The sequence below is a fragment of the Mycobacterium sp. 852002-40037_SCH5390672 genome, assembly GCF_001665875.1.
In the GTDB taxonomy this organism is placed as follows: Bacteria; Actinomycetota; Actinomycetes; order Mycobacteriales; family Mycobacteriaceae; genus Mycobacterium.
On the sequence record NZ_LZTA01000006.1, the window covers coordinates 118370 to 136050 of the forward strand.

General features: G+C 65.6%; 17 protein-coding genes and 1 pseudogene. 11 read left to right on the plus strand and 7 right to left on the minus strand.

Features of this window, described 5'->3' with window-relative positions; all coding sequences use genetic code 11:
• The first annotated feature begins 1 nt into the window (after position 1).
• Positions 2-646, plus strand: a complete 645-nt coding sequence (locus tag A5782_RS01770) for a hypothetical protein (protein WP_067094209.1) — start codon at positions 2-4, stop codon at positions 644-646.
• 19 nt (positions 647-665) lie between these two features.
• Here the strand turns inward: A5782_RS01770 and arc are convergent, their stop codons facing one another.
• Positions 666-2495 carry a proteasome ATPase gene (arc, locus tag A5782_RS01775; RefSeq protein ID WP_067094284.1) on the minus strand — a complete coding sequence of 610 codons (1830 nt, stop codon included), beginning with the start codon at positions 2493-2495 and terminating at the stop codon, positions 666-668.
• A gap of 306 nt (positions 2496-2801) precedes the next feature.
• On the opposite strand from arc, the pseudogene A5782_RS01780 reads away from it, so the two are divergent.
• Both A5782_RS01780 and A5782_RS01785 read left to right on the plus strand, forming a co-directional pair.
• Positions 2802-3368 (plus strand): annotated as a pseudogene (locus tag A5782_RS01780) (hypothetical protein); the annotation flags it as partial.
• A gap of 182 nt (positions 3369-3550) precedes the next feature.
• Positions 3551-3847, plus strand: a complete 297-nt coding sequence (locus tag A5782_RS01785; RefSeq protein WP_067094212.1) for a DUF503 domain-containing protein — start codon at positions 3551-3553, stop codon at positions 3845-3847.
• 106 nt (positions 3848-3953) lie between these two features.
• Here the strand turns inward: A5782_RS01785 and trmI are convergent, their stop codons facing one another.
• Positions 3954-4799 carry a tRNA (adenine(58)-N(1))-methyltransferase TrmI gene (gene trmI, locus A5782_RS01790; RefSeq protein WP_067094214.1) on the minus strand — a complete coding sequence of 282 codons (846 nt, stop codon included), beginning with the start codon at positions 4797-4799 and terminating at the stop codon, positions 3954-3956.
• Between the two features lie 74 nt (positions 4800-4873).
• Between trmI and A5782_RS01795 the strand changes: the two genes are divergently transcribed.
• Positions 4874-5764, plus strand: coding sequence for a RecB family exonuclease (locus A5782_RS01795; protein WP_067094218.1), 891 nt, complete (start codon positions 4874-4876; stop codon positions 5762-5764).
• Positions 5765-5822: 58 nt separating this feature from the next.
• Here the strand turns inward: A5782_RS01795 and A5782_RS01800 are convergent, their stop codons facing one another.
• From A5782_RS01800 to A5782_RS01820, 5 genes are all read right to left on the minus strand, one after another.
• On the minus strand, positions 5823-7196 hold the full coding sequence (locus A5782_RS01800) for an FAD-containing oxidoreductase (RefSeq protein ID WP_067094221.1): 1374 nt from the start codon (positions 7194-7196) through the stop codon (positions 5823-5825).
• On the minus strand, positions 7193-7714 hold the full coding sequence (locus A5782_RS01805) for a DUF4126 domain-containing protein (RefSeq protein WP_067094224.1): 522 nt from the start codon (positions 7712-7714) through the stop codon (positions 7193-7195). The genes A5782_RS01800 and A5782_RS01805 overlap by 4 nt, the downstream gene beginning before the upstream one ends.
• A gap of 120 nt (positions 7715-7834) precedes the next feature.
• Positions 7835-8689, minus strand: coding sequence for an ATP phosphoribosyltransferase (hisG, locus tag A5782_RS01810; RefSeq protein ID WP_067094288.1), 855 nt, complete (start codon positions 8687-8689; stop codon positions 7835-7837).
• Positions 8690-8691: 2 nt separating this feature from the next.
• Entirely contained in the window at positions 8692-8973 is a 282-nt protein-coding gene (locus A5782_RS01815; protein WP_067094227.1) for a phosphoribosyl-ATP diphosphatase, read from the minus strand.
• Positions 8974-9028: 55 nt separating this feature from the next.
• Positions 9029-9631 (minus strand): TetR family transcriptional regulator, encoded by a 603-nt coding sequence (locus tag A5782_RS01820; protein WP_067094229.1) that lies wholly within the window; start codon positions 9629-9631, stop codon positions 9029-9031.
• A gap of 304 nt (positions 9632-9935) precedes the next feature.
• Between A5782_RS01820 and A5782_RS01825 the strand changes: the two genes are divergently transcribed.
• The 7 genes from A5782_RS01825 to A5782_RS01855 form a co-directional block, all read left to right on the plus strand.
• Positions 9936-10778 (plus strand): ABC transporter permease, encoded by an 843-nt coding sequence (locus A5782_RS01825; RefSeq protein ID WP_064885360.1) that lies wholly within the window; start codon positions 9936-9938, stop codon positions 10776-10778.
• A 1-nt stretch (position 10779) separates the two neighbouring features.
• Positions 10780-11643 (plus strand): ABC transporter permease, encoded by an 864-nt coding sequence (locus A5782_RS01830; protein WP_067094232.1) that lies wholly within the window; start codon positions 10780-10782, stop codon positions 11641-11643.
• 11 nt (positions 11644-11654) lie between these two features.
• Positions 11655-13223 carry an MlaD family protein gene (locus A5782_RS01835; RefSeq protein WP_067094235.1) on the plus strand — a complete coding sequence of 523 codons (1569 nt, stop codon included), beginning with the start codon at positions 11655-11657 and terminating at the stop codon, positions 13221-13223.
• A 7-nt stretch (positions 13224-13230) separates the two neighbouring features.
• Complete coding sequence (locus A5782_RS01840; protein ID WP_067094238.1) at positions 13231-14286, plus strand: MlaD family protein; 1056 nt, start codon at positions 13231-13233, stop codon at positions 14284-14286.
• Entirely contained in the window at positions 14279-15334 is a 1056-nt protein-coding gene (locus A5782_RS01845) for an MCE family protein (protein WP_067094241.1), read from the plus strand. The genes A5782_RS01840 and A5782_RS01845 overlap by 8 nt, the downstream gene beginning before the upstream one ends.
• Complete coding sequence (locus A5782_RS01850) at positions 15325-16446, plus strand: MCE family protein (protein ID WP_369815574.1); 1122 nt, start codon at positions 15325-15327, stop codon at positions 16444-16446. Before A5782_RS01845 ends, A5782_RS01850 begins: the two co-directional genes overlap by 10 nt.
• On the plus strand, positions 16443-17681 hold a 1239-nt coding region (locus A5782_RS01855; RefSeq protein WP_231986568.1), incomplete at its 3' end, for an MCE family protein. The genes A5782_RS01850 and A5782_RS01855, both read left to right, overlap by 4 nt.

The window sequence follows — 17681 nt, forward strand, 5'->3', positions numbered from 1 at the left end:
TGTGTCCGCCCCCGAACCCAAGCCCACCGTCGGTAAGCACGCACTCGATCTGTCCGGGAAGCGCTACGGCGAGGTACTCCTCGTAACCCCCGGCGAGGCGGGCCCGCAGGCGGCGGTTTACAACAGCTTCCCGCTCAACGATTGTCCCCAAGAGCTGTGGTCGGCGCTGGACGCGCACGCCATCGCCACCGAACACGGAGCGGCCGCGGCCCTGCTCAACGGTCCCCGGTACTGGCTGATGAACGCGATCGAAAAGCAAACCCGGGGGCCGCAGATCACGAAAACCTTTGGCGGGATCGAAATGATCCAGCAGGCCACCGTCCTGTTGTCGTCGATGAACCCGGCGCCCTATATCCCGAACACGGTCAACCGCCACACGGTGTTCGTCTTCAATGCCGGCCAAGAGGTGTTCGAACTCATCGATCCCCAGAGCCAGCACTGGGTCATGCAGACCTGGAGCCAGGTCGCCGACGCCACCCTGTCGCGCGCTGACCTACCGGGCCTTGCCGACCGGCTCGACCTGCCGGCCGGGTGGGCCTATCAACCGCGCGTGCTCACCGACGAACTGCGAGTGGATACGACCCATCGGACGGCGCAGGTGCTGCAGGACAACCTGACCAACAGCTATTCGCTGGTGACCGACTGACCGCTGGCGGTGTCGAGCCCTACAGGTACTGACCCAGGTTGGATTCGGTGTCGATGGCCCGCGATGCGCTCGAGCTCTTGCCGGTGACCAGGGTGCGGATGTAGACGATCCGCTCGCCCTTCTTGCCCGAAATCCGTGCCCAGTCATCGGGGTTGGTGGTGTTGGGCAGGTCCTCGTTCTCGGCGAACTCGTCGACGATCGAGTCCAGCAGATGCTGGATGCGCAGACCGGGCTGCCCGGTCTCCAGCACCGACTTGATCGCGTTCTTCTTCGCCCGGTCGACGACGTTCTGGATCATCGCCCCGGAGTTGAAGTCCTTGAAGTACATGACTTCCTTGTCACCGTTGGCGTAGGTGACCTCCAGGAACCGGTTGTCGTCGATCTCCGCGTACATCCGCTCGACGACCTTTTCGATCATCGCCTTGATGCAGGCCGAACGGTCGCCGTCGAACTCGGCGAGGTCGTCGGCATGCAGCGGCAGCGACTCGACCAGGTACTTCGAGAAAATGTCTTGTGCCGCCTCGGCATCGGGACGCTCGATCTTGATTTTCACATCGAGACGCCCGGGCCGCAGGATGGCGGGGTCGATCATGTCCTCCCGGTTGGAGGCACCGATCACGATGACGTTCTCCAGTCCCTCCACGCCGTCGATCTCACTGAGCAGCTGCGGGACCACCGTCGTCTCGACGTCCGAGGACACCCCGGTGCCACGGGTCCGGAAGATCGAATCCATCTCGTCGAAGAACACGATGACCGGTGTCCCTTCCGACGCCTTCTCGCGGGCGCGCTGGAAGATCAGCCGGATGTGCCGCTCGGTCTCACCGACGAACTTGTTGAGCAGCTCGGGACCCTTGATGTTCAAGAAGTAGGACTTGGCCTCGCGGGCGTCGTCGCCGCGCACTTCGGCCATCTTCTTGGCCAGCGAGTTGGCCACGGCCTTGGCGATCAGCGTCTTACCGCAACCGGGGGGACCGTAGAGCAGCACGCCTTTGGGCGGGCGCAGCGCATACTCGCGGTACAGCTCCTTGTGCAGGAACGGCAGCTCCACCGCATCGCGGATCTGCTCGATCTGGCGGGTCAGACCACCGATGTCCAGGTAGCTGACATCGGGCACCTCTTCCAGCACCAGGTCCTCGACCTCGGCCTTGGGGATGCGCTCGAAGGCGTAGCCGGCCTTGGTGTCGACCAACAAGGAGTCACCGGGACGCAGCTTGCGCGGCCGGGTGTCGTCGTTCAGCGCGTCCGGGTGGCCGTCCGGCAGGTTCTCGGCAACCAGGGGCTCAGCGAGCCACACGATGCGTTCTTCGTCTGCGTGCCCGACGACCAGGGCGCGGTGGCCGTCGCCCAGAAGTTCACGCAACGTGGATATCTCGCCGACCGATTCGAATGTGCCGGCCTCCACGACGGTCAGGGCCTCGTTGAGGCGGACTGTCTGACCCTTGCGCAGCAACTGAACTTCGATGTTCGGCGAGCAGGTCAGGCGCATCTTGCGGCCCGAGGTGAACACGTCGACGGTGTCGTCCTCGTGGGTGGCGAGCAAGACGCCGTAGCCGCTCGGCGGCTGTCCCAGCCGGTCGACTTCTTCACGCAGCGCAAGCAGTTGCTGGCGGGCCTCTTTGAGGGTTTCCATCAACTTCGAGTTCCGCGACGCAAGGGAGTCGATGCGCGCTTCCAGCTGATGCACATCGCGGGCGGAGCGGCTGGCGCCATGCGAGCCGACGGTGTGCTCGAGTTGCTCACGCAACATCGCTGCCTCGCGACGTAGTTGCTCCAACTCGGCCTCTTCGGCGCTGGACATGTCTGATTCGTGGGGGGTTCCGAAAGCTTCAGGACGCTCTGAGCTACCCATGTTGCGCTCCTTTCCCACACCGAATTGGCGCGGCGGATACTTCAAAGCTACCGGCGATTGGCGATTGATGCGCGTAGTCAAATACCCACGAAAAGTTAAGATTTTCGTCACGCTGGTAATCTCGGCCACTAATCCTGATGATCGAAAGGGCCGCCGTGACCGCAAAAAGCCTCCCCACAGGCTCGCCTCGGGTCACCATCATGGCCCCCGCCGACGGTGTGACTTCGGTTGCACCCATCGGCCCGACCTTAGCGACACCCTCTCTTCGCGAAGCGGCCAGAGCCGCCTAGCCGGCCGACCGACTGGATGCACCGGCCACTGTCCGTAGCGCTGAGCGCCGCCACCGCCGTGGCGGCGGTCGGGCTGGCGGCATGTTCGTCGCCGCACCCGACGAGTGGTTCGTCGGCCGTCTCTTCGCTGCCGCCGGCCACGTCCGGCCAGGTTGCTTCTCCGGTCACCACTCCCCTGCCGCCGCCCGAAGCCCTCACCGATGTGCTCACCCGACTCGCCGACCCGAACGTTCCGGGCGCCAGCAAGGTGAATCTGGTGGAAGGCGCAACGCCGGAGAGCGCCGCCGCCCTGGACAAGTTCACCAACGCGTTGCGGGACAACGGCTATTTGCCGATGACGTTCACCGCGAACGACATCGCGTGGTCGGACAGGAACCCGTCGAACGTGAAGGCCACCATCGCCCTTCACACCGCGCAGGCCAACAACGCCGACTTCACCTTCCCGATGGAGTTCACCCCCTTCCAAGGCGGTTGGCAGCTATCGAGGCACACCGCCGAAATGCTGTTGGCGCTGGGGAAGTCGCCGACGGCTCCGACCTCCGGGGCTCCCGCGCCTCCGCCGGTCCCGGCCCCTGCACCGCCACCACCCGAACCCGCACCCGCCCCGGCACCGCCGTCACCACCACCCGCGGCTCCGCCGCCGGCACCGCCACCCGCGCCTCCGCCGCCCGCCCCGCCGCCACCTCCGGCGCCGGAGCCCGCTCCTGCCCCCGCCCCGGCTCCGGAGCCGCCCCCCGAACAAAACCCGCCGGGTTGACCCGCAGCATGTGGATCGGCTGGCTCGAATTCGACGTGCTGCTCGGCGATGTTCGGTCACTCAAACAGAAGCGGTCGGTCATTCGTCCCGTCGTCGCCGAGTTGCAGCGCAAGTTCAGCGTCTCCGCGGCCGAGACGGGTTCACATGAGCTGTACAGGCGAGCGGGCATCGGCGTCGCCACGGTGTCCGGCGACCGTGGCCACGCCGTCGACGTCCTGGACGCGGCCGAGCGGCTGGTGGCCGCGCACCCCGAGTTCGAGCTGCTATCGGTGCGGCGCTCCCTGATTCGCAGCGAGGATATGTAGCCCGACGGTGACGACCCGCTGCGCCCGACTACGCCGCGCTTGCGATCGCCACTAGCCCGACGGTGGCGACCCGCTGCGCCCGACTACGCCGCGCTTGCGATCGCCACTAGCCGTCGCGGCCTGCGCGCTTGCGCCCCAACGGCACCGGAGTCACGACGCCGGGCGCGAGCCGTCTCGCGAAGATCAGGAAGGCCGTGTGTCCGCGCATCGAATGCTGTGGCCGGACGGCGAGACCGACGACGTTCCAACCGCGTTGCAATGTCTCCCACGACCGGGGTTCGGTCCAGCACTGCTGTGCCCGCAGGGCCTCGACCGTGCGCGACAGCTGGGTGACGGTGGCCACGTAGATGATCAGCACACCGCCGGGGATCAACAGCCGCGCGACCGACTCCAGCACGTCCCACGGCGCGAGCATGTCGAGCACGGCGCGGTCGAAGGATCCGTCGGGCAGTTCGGAGTCGGAAACGTCGCTGATGATCAGCTGCCAGTTGTCGGGTGCCCGACCACCGTGAAACACCGCCACGTTGCGTTCGGCGTGTTCGGCATGGTCGGCACGCTGTTCGTAGGAGGTGACCCGGCCTTCGGGCCCGACCGCGCGCAGCAGCGAGCAGGTCAGCGCGCCGGAGCCGGCGCCGGCCTCCAGCACTCGTGCGCCCGGGAAGACGTCGCCCTCGTGCACGATCTGAGCGGCGTCCTTGGGGTAGATCACCTGGGGCCCGCGGGGCATCGACATCACGTAGTCGATCAGCAGGGGCCGCATCACCAAGTACACGGCGCCGTTGCTGGACTTGACCACGCTGCCCTGCTCCAGTCCGATCACCGCGTCGTGCGGAATCGATCCGCGATGCGTGTGAAACTCGGCGCCGGCGCTGAGCACCATCGTGTAATGCCGACCCTTGGCATCGGTGAGCTGGACACGCTCGCCCTCGGTGAACGGGCCGGTTACGGACACGCGGTCTAGCGTGCCAGCCGACTCGCCGCAGCAGGTGTTTGGGGGTTGTCGGCGCCCAGTCCTAGGCTGCCGACATGATCGTCCAGCCGGAGGCGCCCCAGTCGGCGGTGCGCCCGGCGGTGTACCGGCCGGCCCTGTCGCCGTCGCGGGCCGCGGACTTCAAGCAGTGCCCACTGCTGTACCGGTTCCGGGCCATCGATCGGTTGCCCGAGGCGCCGTCGACGGCGCAGCTGCGCGGATCGCTGGTCCATGCCGCCCTGCAGCAGCTGTACGGCCTGCCCGCGCAGCAGCGCGGCCCCGACACCGCCATGTCGTTGGTGGAGCCCGCGTGGGAACAGATCATCGCGGCGACGCCCGAGATGACCGCCGACCTGGATTCGGTGCAGCGCACCCAGTTGCTGGCCGAGGCGCAGGCGTTGCTCGCCGGTTATTACCGGCTCGAGGACCCCACCCGTTTCAACCCGGAGTGCTGCGAGCAGCGAGTGGAGGTCGAGCTCGGCGACGGCACACTGCTGCGCGGCTTCATCGACCGGATCGACGTCGCCGCCACCGGCGAGCTGCGGGTGGTCGACTACAAGACCGGCAAGGCGCCGCCGGCCGCACGAGCCCTGGCCGAGTTCAAGGCCATGTTCCAGATGAAGTTCTACGCGGTGGCACTGTTGCGCTCGCGCGGCGTGCAGCCCACCCGGTTGCGGCTCATCTATCTGGCCGATGGCCAGGTGCTGGACTACACGCCGGATCATGATGAGCTGCTGCGCTTCGAGAAGACGCTGATGGCGATCTGGCGGGCGATCCAATCCGCCGGGCAGACGGGTGATTTCCGCCCCGCCCAGTCGCGGTTGTGTGACTGGTGTCCCCACCAGCAGCACTGCCCGCTTTTCGGGGGAACCCCGCCTCCCTACCCGGGGTGGCCGGACACTGTTGGCGCGCAGCCTGATTCGCATCCGACCGAACCGGCGGCCTAGCCACTGGTTCAATGGTGGCGACTCGCTGCGCGCGGCTACGCCGCGCTTGCCATCGCCACTAGCCAACTAGCGGCGAGAGCTCCTGCAGCATCGTGGGAATGAGCTCGCTCACGGTGGGATGGATGTGCATGGTGCGCGACAGCGCGGTGTAGGGAGCCTTGGTCGACATCACGTCCAGGATGCAGTGAATCGCCTCGTCGCCGCCGACCCCGAGGATGGCGGCCCCCAGGATCTCCATGGTGTCGGCGTCCACCACGATTTTCATGAAGCCTTGTGTCTCACCCTTTTCCACCGCCCGGCCGACCCTGGTCATCGGCCGCCTGCCGACCAGCGCCCTGCGTCCCGACGAGCGGACCTGGTCGACGGTCATGCCGGCTCGCCCCAACGGCGGATCGATGTAGAGCGCGTAGGCGGTGATGCGGTCGCTGACCCGGCGCGGATCGTCGTCCAGCAGATTGGCGGCGACGATCTCGAAGTCGTTGTAGGACGTGTGGGTGAATGCGCCCTTGCCGTTGCAGTCGCCCATCGCCCAGATGTGGTCGACGCTGGTCTTGAGCTGGTCGTCGACCACGATATAGCCACGGGCGTCGGTCTGCACCCCGGCCGCATCCAGGCCCAGGTCGTCGGTGTTGGGTCGCCGGCCCACCGCCAGCAGCAGATGACTTCCTTCGACGGGTGCGGCGCCCTCACGAGGGGTCAGCTCGAACCCGTTGTCGGTCTTGACTATTCGCACATCATCGGCGCCGACGATGATGTCGATGCCTTCGGCCCGCAGGATTTCTTCGACGGTGGCCGAGACATCCTGGTCTTCGCGCAACGCCAGCCGAGGGCCCCGTTCGACGACGGTCACCCGGGCCCCGAACCGCCGGTACATCTGTGCGAACTCCAGCGCGATGTAACTGCCACCGACGATGACGAGATGGGTTGGCACCGTGTCGAGTTCGAGAACCGACACGTTGGTGAGGAAGTCGACATCGGACAGGCCCGGGATATCGGGCACCACTGCGCGCCCACCGACGTTGAGGAAGATGCGGTCGGCGTGCAGCACATCGTCGCCGACCCGCAGCGCGTGCGGATCCTGGAAAACTGCGTGACCGCGAAAAACGGTGCAGCCGTTCATGCCTTCGAGCCAATCCTCGACGCCCTTGCGGTCGCCGAGCATGATCTCATCCTTGCGGGCCTTGACCTTCGCCATGTCCACGCTGACCGGCCCGGTCCCGACGCCGTATTCCGCGCCGCGGCGCGCCAAATGCGCCGCGTGGGCGGAGGCCACCAGCGTCTTGGTCGGGATACATCCGGTGTTGACGCAGGTGCCACCGATGAGCTTGCGCTCGACCACCGCGACGCGCAGCCCGGCGGCGGTCAGCCGTCCTGCCAGCGGCGGGCCCGCCTGCCCGGCCCCAACGATGACCGCATCGAAATGTTCTGTCACTTAACCGCCGTCAGGAGGTATTCCGTCAGCAGGTGGCCCGTCGCCGCAAGAATGGCGAACGCGCCCAGGATCGCGACCGCGTCCTCCAGCAGTGCGATCGGCAGGTCTTTGCCGCCCGTCGCGGCGACCAGCCGTTTGCGCGCCTGGTAGCCGCCGAGGGTGCCCAGCACCGCACCGATGACGCCGGCGCCCAGCGCGGTGAACGTCCAGTGCGGCCAGGCGCCCAGCGCCGCGCCCGCAAGCCCGCCCGTGACGATCCGGGCCGCGAAGATCGGCGGTGCGGTGCGCGCCGGCGTCTTCGGCAACTTGTCGTTGATCAGTTCGCCGACGGCGAGGACGGTGAAGACGATCACCGCAATGATGTTGGCCATCCAAGCCGCCCACGTGCCGTGCAAATCGATCCAGCCCAGAACTGCGGGGTAGGCGGCCCACGCGACGACGGCGGGCGCCGTCAGCGACCGCAGCCCGGCCACGACACCAATCAGCAAAGCCAACAAGACAAGAAGTGCGTGTGTCATGGAAGACCCTCCTGGGAGACCAACAACCGGCTACCAATGCAGGGACGGCCCGCACGCCAACCCGGGCAGTCCCCCGAGGCGGACGCTAACACAGCCGCGGTCGTTGCACCGGGTGCGCAATCAGAACCGGCAAAACCTGATATCGGACGCCAGGATCGCCTTGGCGCCAATGGCGGCCAGCTCGTCCATGATCTCGTTGACGCCCCGACGCGGCACGAGCGCACGGATGGCAACCCAGTCCGGGTCGGCCAGAGGTGCGATGGTGGGCGACTCCAGCCCGGGGGTGATCGCCGTGGCCTTGTCCTGCACCGAGCGGGGGCAGTCGTAATCGAGCATCAGGTATTGCTGGCCGAACACCACGCCCTGGATCCGCGCCACCAATTGATCGCGCGCCGCCTGCGTTCCGGACTTGCTGCTCTGGTCGCTCTCGATCAGCACCGCTTCCGAATCACACAGCGGTTCGCCGAAGGCCACGAGGTTGTGCAGGCTCAGGGTGCGCCCGGACCCCACCACGTCGGCGATGGCGTCGGCCACGCCGAGTTGCACCGAGATCTCCACCGCGCCGTCGAGCCTGATGACGGTTGCCTCAATACCGCGCCCGGCCAAGTCTTTTCGGACCAGATTGGGATAGGCGGTGGCGATCCGTTTGCCGGCCAGATCGTCGATCTTCCAGTCGCGCCCGGCCGGTCCGGCGTAGCGAAAGCTCGACGAGCCGAATCCCAGCGCCAGGCGTTCGCGCACCGGGGCGTCGGAGTCGCCCACCAGGTCCCGGCCGGTGATGCCGAAATCCAACTCTCCCGTACCCACATAGATGGCAATGTCTTTGGGCCGTAGAAAGAAGAACTCGACCTGGTTCGCCGGGTCGATGACGGTCAGGTCTTTGGAATCGGTGCGGCGCCGGTAGCCGGCCTCTGAGAGGATCTCGCTGGCCGGCTCGCTCAGCGTGCCCTTGTTGGGAACCGCAACCCGCAGCATGGTCATAGTTTCCGATACACGTCGTCGAGGGTCAGTCCCCGGGCCACCATCAACACCTGGGTCCAGTAGAGCAACTGGCTGATCTCCTCGGCCAGCGCTTCGTCGGGTTCGTGTTCGGCGGCCAACCACACCTCCCCGGCCTCCTCGAGGATCTTTTTGCCCAGCCCGTGGATGCCACCATCCAGTGCGGCGACCGTCGCGCTGCCGGCGGGCCGGGTACGGGCGCGCTCGCCCAGCTCGGCGAACAGATCCTCGAAGGTCTTCACGGCCAGCGATTGTTTCACGCGGCGGCGAGCAAAGTCACGGCGGTTTCGCCCGGCGGCGTCTTGAGGCGCTCGGTCAGTGGAATCCGGCGAGCGTGATCCGCAGCGCTTCTTCCAATTGGATGTGGAAGGGTTTACTCGCCACGATGTCCGAGGTCAGCCACCCGTCGAGGACGAATTGCACTGTGGCCAAACTGGTGTGGACCAGCAGCGCGGGTCGAATATCGACTTGCGCATCGACACCCATCCGGTATGCGACTTCCTCGATAAACGTCGCGTGATCGGTTTCGCTGACCAGCACGGATTTGCTCAACAGGTGGGGCGCGGTCGCGACGGCATCACGCCAGGTGCCGAGGTCGTCGACCTCGCTGACATCCCTGGCGTGCGCCACAAAGAGCTGAATCAACGCTTCGACCGGCGACTCATCTGGCGGTCTCACCCTGTAGGAACCCACCATCTCGGCGGCCGAAGCCCGGGCGGGATCGACCAGCAGGCCCTCCTTGGTGGGCGCGTACCGGAAATAGGTGCTGATGGAAATCCCGGCGGCCGCGGCGATGTCCTCGGTCGTCACCGCCTCGAAGCCGCGTTCGGCGAAAAGCCGGTGCGCGGTCTGCTGGATGTGGGAGAGCAGCGCGGCCCGGCGCCGGTCCCGCAACGAACCGGTGTTTGCTGAGGGCATGCCATCACCTTCGTCAATCCGACATCAGAACCCCACGGCGCCGTCCAGCGACGAACTCAGATGAGTGACTCTACACTATTGAAAGTCCCTATCAAGTAGGCTACTGTGATGCAGCACACACCGATGAGCTGCGGAGTCTTTGAGCTTGTTGACACTATTTTAATAAGGATAGGGTCCGACGGGCGCCCAACGTCCTCCGCCCGGCACTCAGGACTAGGGGTGGGAAGAGCGCCGATGAAAGCGGTAGCTGGTACGCGATGGCCCGGGCCATGGGTTTGCTAGACGGACCGCAGGTCACGCAGCTATGACGACGACACAGCTTGATGGCGTTACGGCCATCCGGAACTGGTCCGTCGGGTACGTCAAACGTCACCCGGTCGCCTCGCTGACGACGGTAGGTGAGCAGTTCGTTCTGGGGGTGCGAACCGCTCAGTATTTCTTCTACGACCTGGTGACCGGGCGATTCCAGTGGCAGGAGTTCGTCCGGCAGGGCGCGTTCATGGCCGGCACCGCCGTCTTGCCGACGATCCTGGTGTCGCTGCCCATCAGCGTGACCCTGTCCATCCAGTTCGCGTTGCTGGCCGGCCAGGTCGGTGCCACCTCGCTGGCCGGGGCGGCCAGTGGACTGGCCGTTATTCGGCAGGGGGCGTCGCTGGTGGCCGCCGTCCTCATGGCCTCGGCGGTCGGCTCGGCCATCACCGCCGACCTGGGTTCGCGAACGATGCGCGAAGAGACCGACGCGATGGAGGTGATGGGCGTCTCGGTGATCCGCCGTCTCGTCGTGCCCCGCTTCGCCGCGGCGGTGATGATCGGTGTGGCCCTCACCGGTGTCGTGTGCTTCGCAGGATTTTTTGCGAGCTACATGTTCAACGTGTACTTCCAGAACGGGGCGCCGGGCAGCTTCGTGTCGACGTTCGCTTCGTTTGCGACGACCGGCGACATGATCTTGGCGCTGATCAAGGCGATCGTGTTCGGCGCCATTGTGGCAATCGTGTCCAGCCAGAAAGGCTTGTCCACCAAGGGCGGACCGACCGGAGTCGCGAACTCCGTGAATGCCGCTGTGGTCGAGGCGATCCTGCTGCTGATGATCGTCAACGTCGCCATCAGCCAGCTCTACATCATGTTGTCGCCCAGGACGGGGCTCTGACATGACGGCCTCCGCTTATCAACCGTTCGCGCCGATTGCGGTGCCGCTAGTCCGGCTCTATCGCAGAAGCAGAGTGCCGATCGTCCGGCTCGGCCACCTACTGGTCTTCTTCGTCCGGGCGGCGGTCGCCGTGCCGCTCGCGCTGCGCCAGTACCGCCTCGAATTCCTGCGGCTGCTGTCGAACATCACCTGGGGCAACGGCTCGATCGTGGTGGGTGGGGGCACCGCCGGTGTGGCCGTCGTGCTCGGCATGACAGTCGGGGCCCTCGTCGGCATCGAGGGCTACAACTTCCTCGATCTGCTCGGTCTCGGGCCCGCCACCGGGTTCGTCTCGTCATTGGTCAACACCCGCGAGCTGGCTCCCCTGATGGCATCGCTCGCGTTCGCCATGCAGGGCGGCTGTCGATTTACCGCCCAGCTCGGCTCCATGCGCATCGCCGAGGAGATCGACGCGTTGGAATCGATCGCCATCCGCCCCATCCCCTACCTGGTGACCACGCGGCTGATCGCTTCGGTGGTGGCGATCGTCCCGCTGTACGCCGCATGCCTGGCGATCGGATACCTGAGCACGCAAATAGTGGTGGGAATCGGCAGTGGCGGCTCGACGGGGTCCTACCTGCACTACTTCACGCTGATGCTGGCCGGCCAGGACATCATCTATTCCTTGTTCAAGGCCATCATCTTCGTGTGGATCGCCTCGACGATCCAGTGCTACTACGGGTATTACGCCAGCGGCGGACCCGAGGGCGTCGGGGTCGCGGCAGGCCACGGCATGCGGGCCAGCATCACCGTCGTGATCATCGTGAACATGCTGCTCACCATGGCGTTGTGGGGCGTCGACTCCGGCGCGAGGTTTGGTGGCTAGGTCGGTGGAACATGCCCAATTCCTTTGAGCTGGACGGCCGCGGCCCGTCGGACCGGCAGCTGTTCGGTATCGGCATTGCGGTGGTGGTCGTCAGCGCCCTGGTGACCACCGCGATGTTGGTCAAATCCACTGGCAGGCTGAACGATTACGTGCGGGTGGTGGCCGACCTGGTCAACGTGGGCGACGGCCTTCCGCAGAAGTCTGACGTCAAATACCACGGCGTTCTTGTCGGCATGGTCAATGACGTCGTCCCGGCGGCGCACGGTAAGCCCAACTATGTCCACATCGACCTCAAAGAGGATTACGCCAAGTCGATTCCGGCCAGCGTCACCGCCCGCGTGGTGCCCAGCAACGTTTTCGCCGTGTCGTCGGTCCAGCTGGTGGGCAACGGCCCCGGTGTGAAAATCCGTGACGGCGCACATGTTTTGGAGGACAAGCGGCTGCCGACCGTTCTTTTCCAGACCACCGTCACTAAGCTGCGTGACCTGCTCGCGGCCGCGGGGCGCGGCCGCGACGACAGATCGGTGGGGATCTTGGCCGCGTTGGGTGCGGCCACCGACCACCGCCGCGTCACCCTGCTGAACGCCGGGGCGCAATTGAATCGCCTTCTCGATCAACTCAATTCGGTTGTCAGCACCGACGCCGGCCCCTCGACGGTGTCCGCACTGCTGGATGCGACGACTGGGCTCGCCCAGACGGCGCCCGACCTTCTCGATGCGCTGCATCAGGCCGTCGAACCGATGCGGACATTCGCCGAGACACGTGGGCAATTGGCCTCGCTGCTGTCGGGCGCCGACTACACCGTCGGCACGACGCGTCAATCCTTCGACAACCACATCGACCAGCTCATCAAGATCACCACCGATTTCACGCCGGTGCTCGGCATCTTGGCGCAGAAGTCGAACAACTTCGTGCCGGCCGTCGCCAAGCTCGACAGCCTGGCCAACCAGTTCATGGAACAGGTCTGGAACCCGCGGACCAACCTCGGCAACATGCGCGCCATGCTGACCTTCACACCCAGTTCCACCTACACCCGCGCCGACTGTCCGCATTACGGCGAGCTCAAGGGACCCAGCTGCTTTACCGCACCGTTGATTCCGGTGCGCCCCGATCTACCCGAAGTGCTGCTGCCGCAGAACTATCAGCCGCCCAAGGATCTGGCTCCGCCGCCCGGCACGGTGATCGGTCCGGATGGAAACCTCGTCGCGGTGGGCCCGCCGCTCGTGAACGGAGCACCGAATTTGATCGATCCCAATCCGCCACTGGCCCCTGGCATTACGCCGTCGCCGCCGGTACCGGGCAGTGCGAATCCCGACAACCCGTCGCCCGGTGCGCCCGCGACTCCGCAGCCGCACCAGCCGTGGGTCGCGCCGGTGGCCCCCAAGGCGCCGTGGATTCCGCAGGCCTCGTACCGGGCGTCTTTCGGGGGCAACGTGGGACCTGTTGGGAGTCAGTACGAACGAAACATGCTGGGCGTGATCACCGGCGCGCCCGCCAACGAAGCCACCGAGCTTCTGCTGGGGCCGGTCGCCCGCGGCACCACGGTGTCACTGGCTCATCCACCCGGGCAGGCCAGGTGAGATCCTCATGAGGTTTCGAGGCCCACTCATCGCACTGGCCCTGTTCATGATCGTCTCGTTGACGCTGACCTGGTTGGTGTACGTGAGCCTGCGGCGTGACGTGGCGGGCGACACCGCCCGGTATTCGGCGGTGTTCACCGACGTGTACGGGCTTCGCGAAGGCGACGACGTGCGCATGGCCGGGGTACGCGTGGGCCGAGTCGAAAAGGTGGAACTCGACGGGAACTTGGCGAAGGTCTCGTTCGTGGTGCAGTCCGAACAGCGGCTGTTCGGAAACACCCTCGCGTCGGTGACCTACCAGAACATCGTCGGGCAGCGCTACCTCGGACTGTCGTTGAGCAAGGAAGGCAGTCCGCAGTTGCTTGCACCGGGCAGCACTATCCCGCTGGAACGCACCGAGCCCTCTTTCGACGTGACCACGCTGCTCAACGGCTACGAGCCGTTGTTCAGCCTGCTGAACCCCCATGACGCCGACAACCTCACCAAGGGCATCATCGCCTCGCTGCAGGGCGACACGTCGTCGCTCACCACACTGGTCGGCCAGACCTCCACGCTCACGCAGACTTTCGCGGGGCGCGATCAGGCCCTCGGCAGTGTGATCACCAACCTCGACAAAGTGGTCGGCAACCTCGCCCAACAGAACGACAATCTCGACGGGGTCATCACGCAGACCCGCAGCGTTGTCGGCGAGCTCGACCGCCGGCGTCCGGATCTGGTCGCCTCGGTCGGTTCACTGGCCCGGGTGACCAACCGGCTGTCGGCCTCGGCGACGGACGTCTACCCGGCATTGCGCGAATTCATCGATCGTCAGCCCGGTGTCACCAAACACATCATGGACGTCGAACCGCAGGTGGCATTCTTCGGCGACAACATCCCGCTGCTGCTGAAAGGTCTTACCCGGGTGGGCAATCAGGGCGCCTACGGCAATGCCTACGTGTGCGACGTGAACTTCATGGGGTTCTTCCCCGGCCTCAACGATGTGGTGCCGATCATCATCAACGCCGCCACACCGGGAAACAGGGCCTGGCACACCCCACGCTGCAGGAGCACGGTCGATGGCTGACGCGTCGGTACGGCAACGGCTGTCGCGGATGAAGAAGCGTCCGCTGGAAAGCTATAACAAGACCTGGCTCGGCTTCATCGCCGTCGCGGTGGTCGCGGTGGTCATCGGAGTCATGCTGTTGGTGCATGCGATCGGCGCCGGCTATCGGCATTACACGGCGGAGTTCCTGCAAGCGGCCTCGCTGCGGGCCGGCAACCCGATCGTGGTCGCGGGCATCCCGGTGGGCAACGTCACGAGCATGAAACTCGTCGGCGACCATGTCGAGGCGGGGTTGAAGATCCGGGATGACATCAAGCTGGGTAAGGACTCGCGGGCACAGATCAGGGTCACCACCATCCTGGGTTCGCGCTACCTCGCACTGCAGCCCAACGGCCCGGCGCACTTGCCCCACAACACCTTCGACCTGGCGCACACCGAAGTGCCCTACGACCTGCAGGCCGCGTTGCAGGACGCCACCACCACTTTCGAGCAGGTCGACTCCGACAGGTTCGCACAGTCACTGGCGGTGCTCGGCAAGCAGCTCGCGGGCCTGCCTTCCGTTGTGCCGCAGGCGATCACGAATATCAATACACTGTCGTCGATCATCGCGGTGCGACGTGATCAGCTGGGACAGCTGCTACGCAGCACCGAGCAGGTGACGAACACGCTGCGGCGCCAGCAGGCCGGCATCGGCGCGCTGGTCGACCAGGGCCAAGACCTGCTGGGTCAATTCGTCGCGCGGCGCGCCGTTTTCCACGCGATGATGCACTCCCTCTCGAGCCTCGTCGACACCATGAACCAGGTCGTCGTCGACGACCGCTCGGGTCTGGACGCGCTGATCAAGGACATGCGCGACTTCACCAACTTGATGTCTGCCCACGACGACCTGCTGCACAGCATGCTGCAAACCAGTCCGATTTTCTTCCGCGAGGCGGCCAACCTCACCGGTGACGGCAACGCCATCAACTTCAACGCCCCCAACGTCCCGCTGATTGATTCGTGGATGTGCGCAATCAGTGGCCGTGCCAAGCAGTTCGGCATGATCGAGTACTTCAAGGACTGCAAGTGAAGGGGCTCGGCGCCAGGGTGCTGGCCATCGTCGCCGCGGTCTCGGTCATCGCCGCGACGGTCGGTGTCGGTTGGTGGTACCTGAGTTCCGACGAGGACACGATCACCGTGACCGCCCAATTCGACAGCGCCTCCGGGCTTTACGAGGGCAACGAGGTGGCGGTGCTGGGCATGCCGGTGGGCAAGATCACCAAGATCAACGCCAAGGGCGGCTACGTCGAAGTCGAGTTCACCGTCGACCGTCAGGTCAAAGTGCCCGCCACCGCGCAGGCCGTCACGGTGTCGACATCCATCCTCACCGACCGGCAGATCGAGCTCACGCCGCCCTATCACGGCGGACCGACCCTGCAGAACCATGACACCATCGGGCTGCCCCGGACAAAGACGCCCGTCGAATTCAGCAGTGTTCTCAACGTTTTGGACAAGGTGACCAAGTCGCTCGAGGGCGACGGCCGCGGCGGCGGACCGATCGCCGACGTGCTGAACGGTGGCACAGAAGTGGTCAACGGCAACGGCGAAAAGATCAAGGCGGCGCTGGGTGAGCTGTCCAAGGCGCTGCGGCTGTCCAGCGACGGCGGGGCGACTACCCGCGAGCAGATCACCACCATCGTCAAAAACATCAGCACGCTGTTCGACGCCGTGGCGGCCAATGACACGAAATTGCGTGACTTCGCCTCGACCATCCACCAAGTCAGTCAGATCATGGCCGACGAGAACCTCGGCAGCGGCGACACCGGACACAAACTCGACCAACTGATCCAGCGGGCCGGCGACCTGCTCGACGCCAACCGCGACAACGTCAAACAGGCCGTGCTCCATGGCAATGACACGCTGAAGACGGTGACCGATCAGCGGCGCGACCTGGCCGAGCTCTTGGATCTGGCCCCGCTGGTGGCCGACAACGCCTACAACATGATCGACCGGGCGAACGGCAGCGTGCGGGCCCGCTTCCTCACGGATCGATTGCTCTTCGACAGCCAGTACACCAAAGAGATCTGCAACCTGATGGGCCTTCGGCAACTGGGCTGCAGCACCGGAACCATACAGGACTTCGGCCCCGATTTCGGGTTGACGTATGTGCTCGACGGCATGGCCGCCATGGGGCAGAAATGATGATCACGGGCACGCGGGGCACGTTGACAGTGGTGGCCGCGGCAATGATCACGGCCGGATGTGCCACGAACGGCCTTGCCAGCCTGCCCCTTCCGGCGCCGGGGTTGGGCTCGGGAGGATATTCGCTGAACGCGGTGTTCTCCAACGCGCTGAACCTCCCGATGAACGCCAAGGTCAAGCTCGCCGGCGCGGACGTCGGGCAGCTCGAATCGATGGTCGCACGCAACTACACCGCGGTCACCCAGCTGCGCATCCGCGACGGCGTGCAACTTCCGCGGGGCAGCACCGCGGAATTGCGTACCGCGACACCGCTGGGCGACGTGTTCGTCGCGCTCAAGCCGCCCACCGCGGGTGAGCCCGATGGTCCGCTGTTGCGCAACGGCGACACCATCGGCCTGGACTCGACCGCGGCCGCCGCGACCGTCGAGTCGGTGCTGAGCTCGGCGGCCATTCTGGTGAACGGGGGGGCGGTTCGCAATTTCACCAACATCATCAATGGTTTCGGCAAGGCGACCGGTGACCAGGGTCAGGCCTTCGGAGACATGATCCGCAAGTCCAACGAGCTGCTCGGCACACTGGACGCCCGCTCCGATCAGATCTCACACGCGTTGACCCAATTGTCGCGCCTGGCCGACCAACTCGACGCCAAGAACCAAACCATCAGCGACCTGATGGCGGCCGCCAGTCCGGCCACTTCGGCCCTGGCCGACAACACCAGTCAGCTGTCCAGCCTGGCCGTACAGGTGGGTGACACCACCCGGACACTGGCCCGGTTCCCGTCGATCGGCGGGACCGACACCAGCGGCCGCAGCATGATTCGCGACCTGAACACGGTCGCCGGCGCCGCCAACGACGTCGCGATGAGCCCGGATACCAGCTGGCTGTCGATGAACCGGCTGATCCCCGCGTTGGTCAAATCGACGGCGGGAAACTCGATTTCGGTGAATGTGGGCGTCGACAAGATCATGCTCGGGTCGCTCCCCGATATCGGATTCCCCGGTGACATCGGGCTGCATGGACCGCACCACTACAACGTGAACCTGCTCGTCGGCACACTCAAATACACCCTGTGGCGGCTGCAGGAGCGCGTGGTCGGCCGGGGGCCGAATTCCCCACAGGTCCCGGTCATACCGGACCCGACTATTCCGGGGCAGATCGATGTCGCCCCCGGGCCCTCCTTGCTCAGGCTCAATTCCTTTTTGATCAACTCGACCTTGCGCGGGTCGACCTGGGCC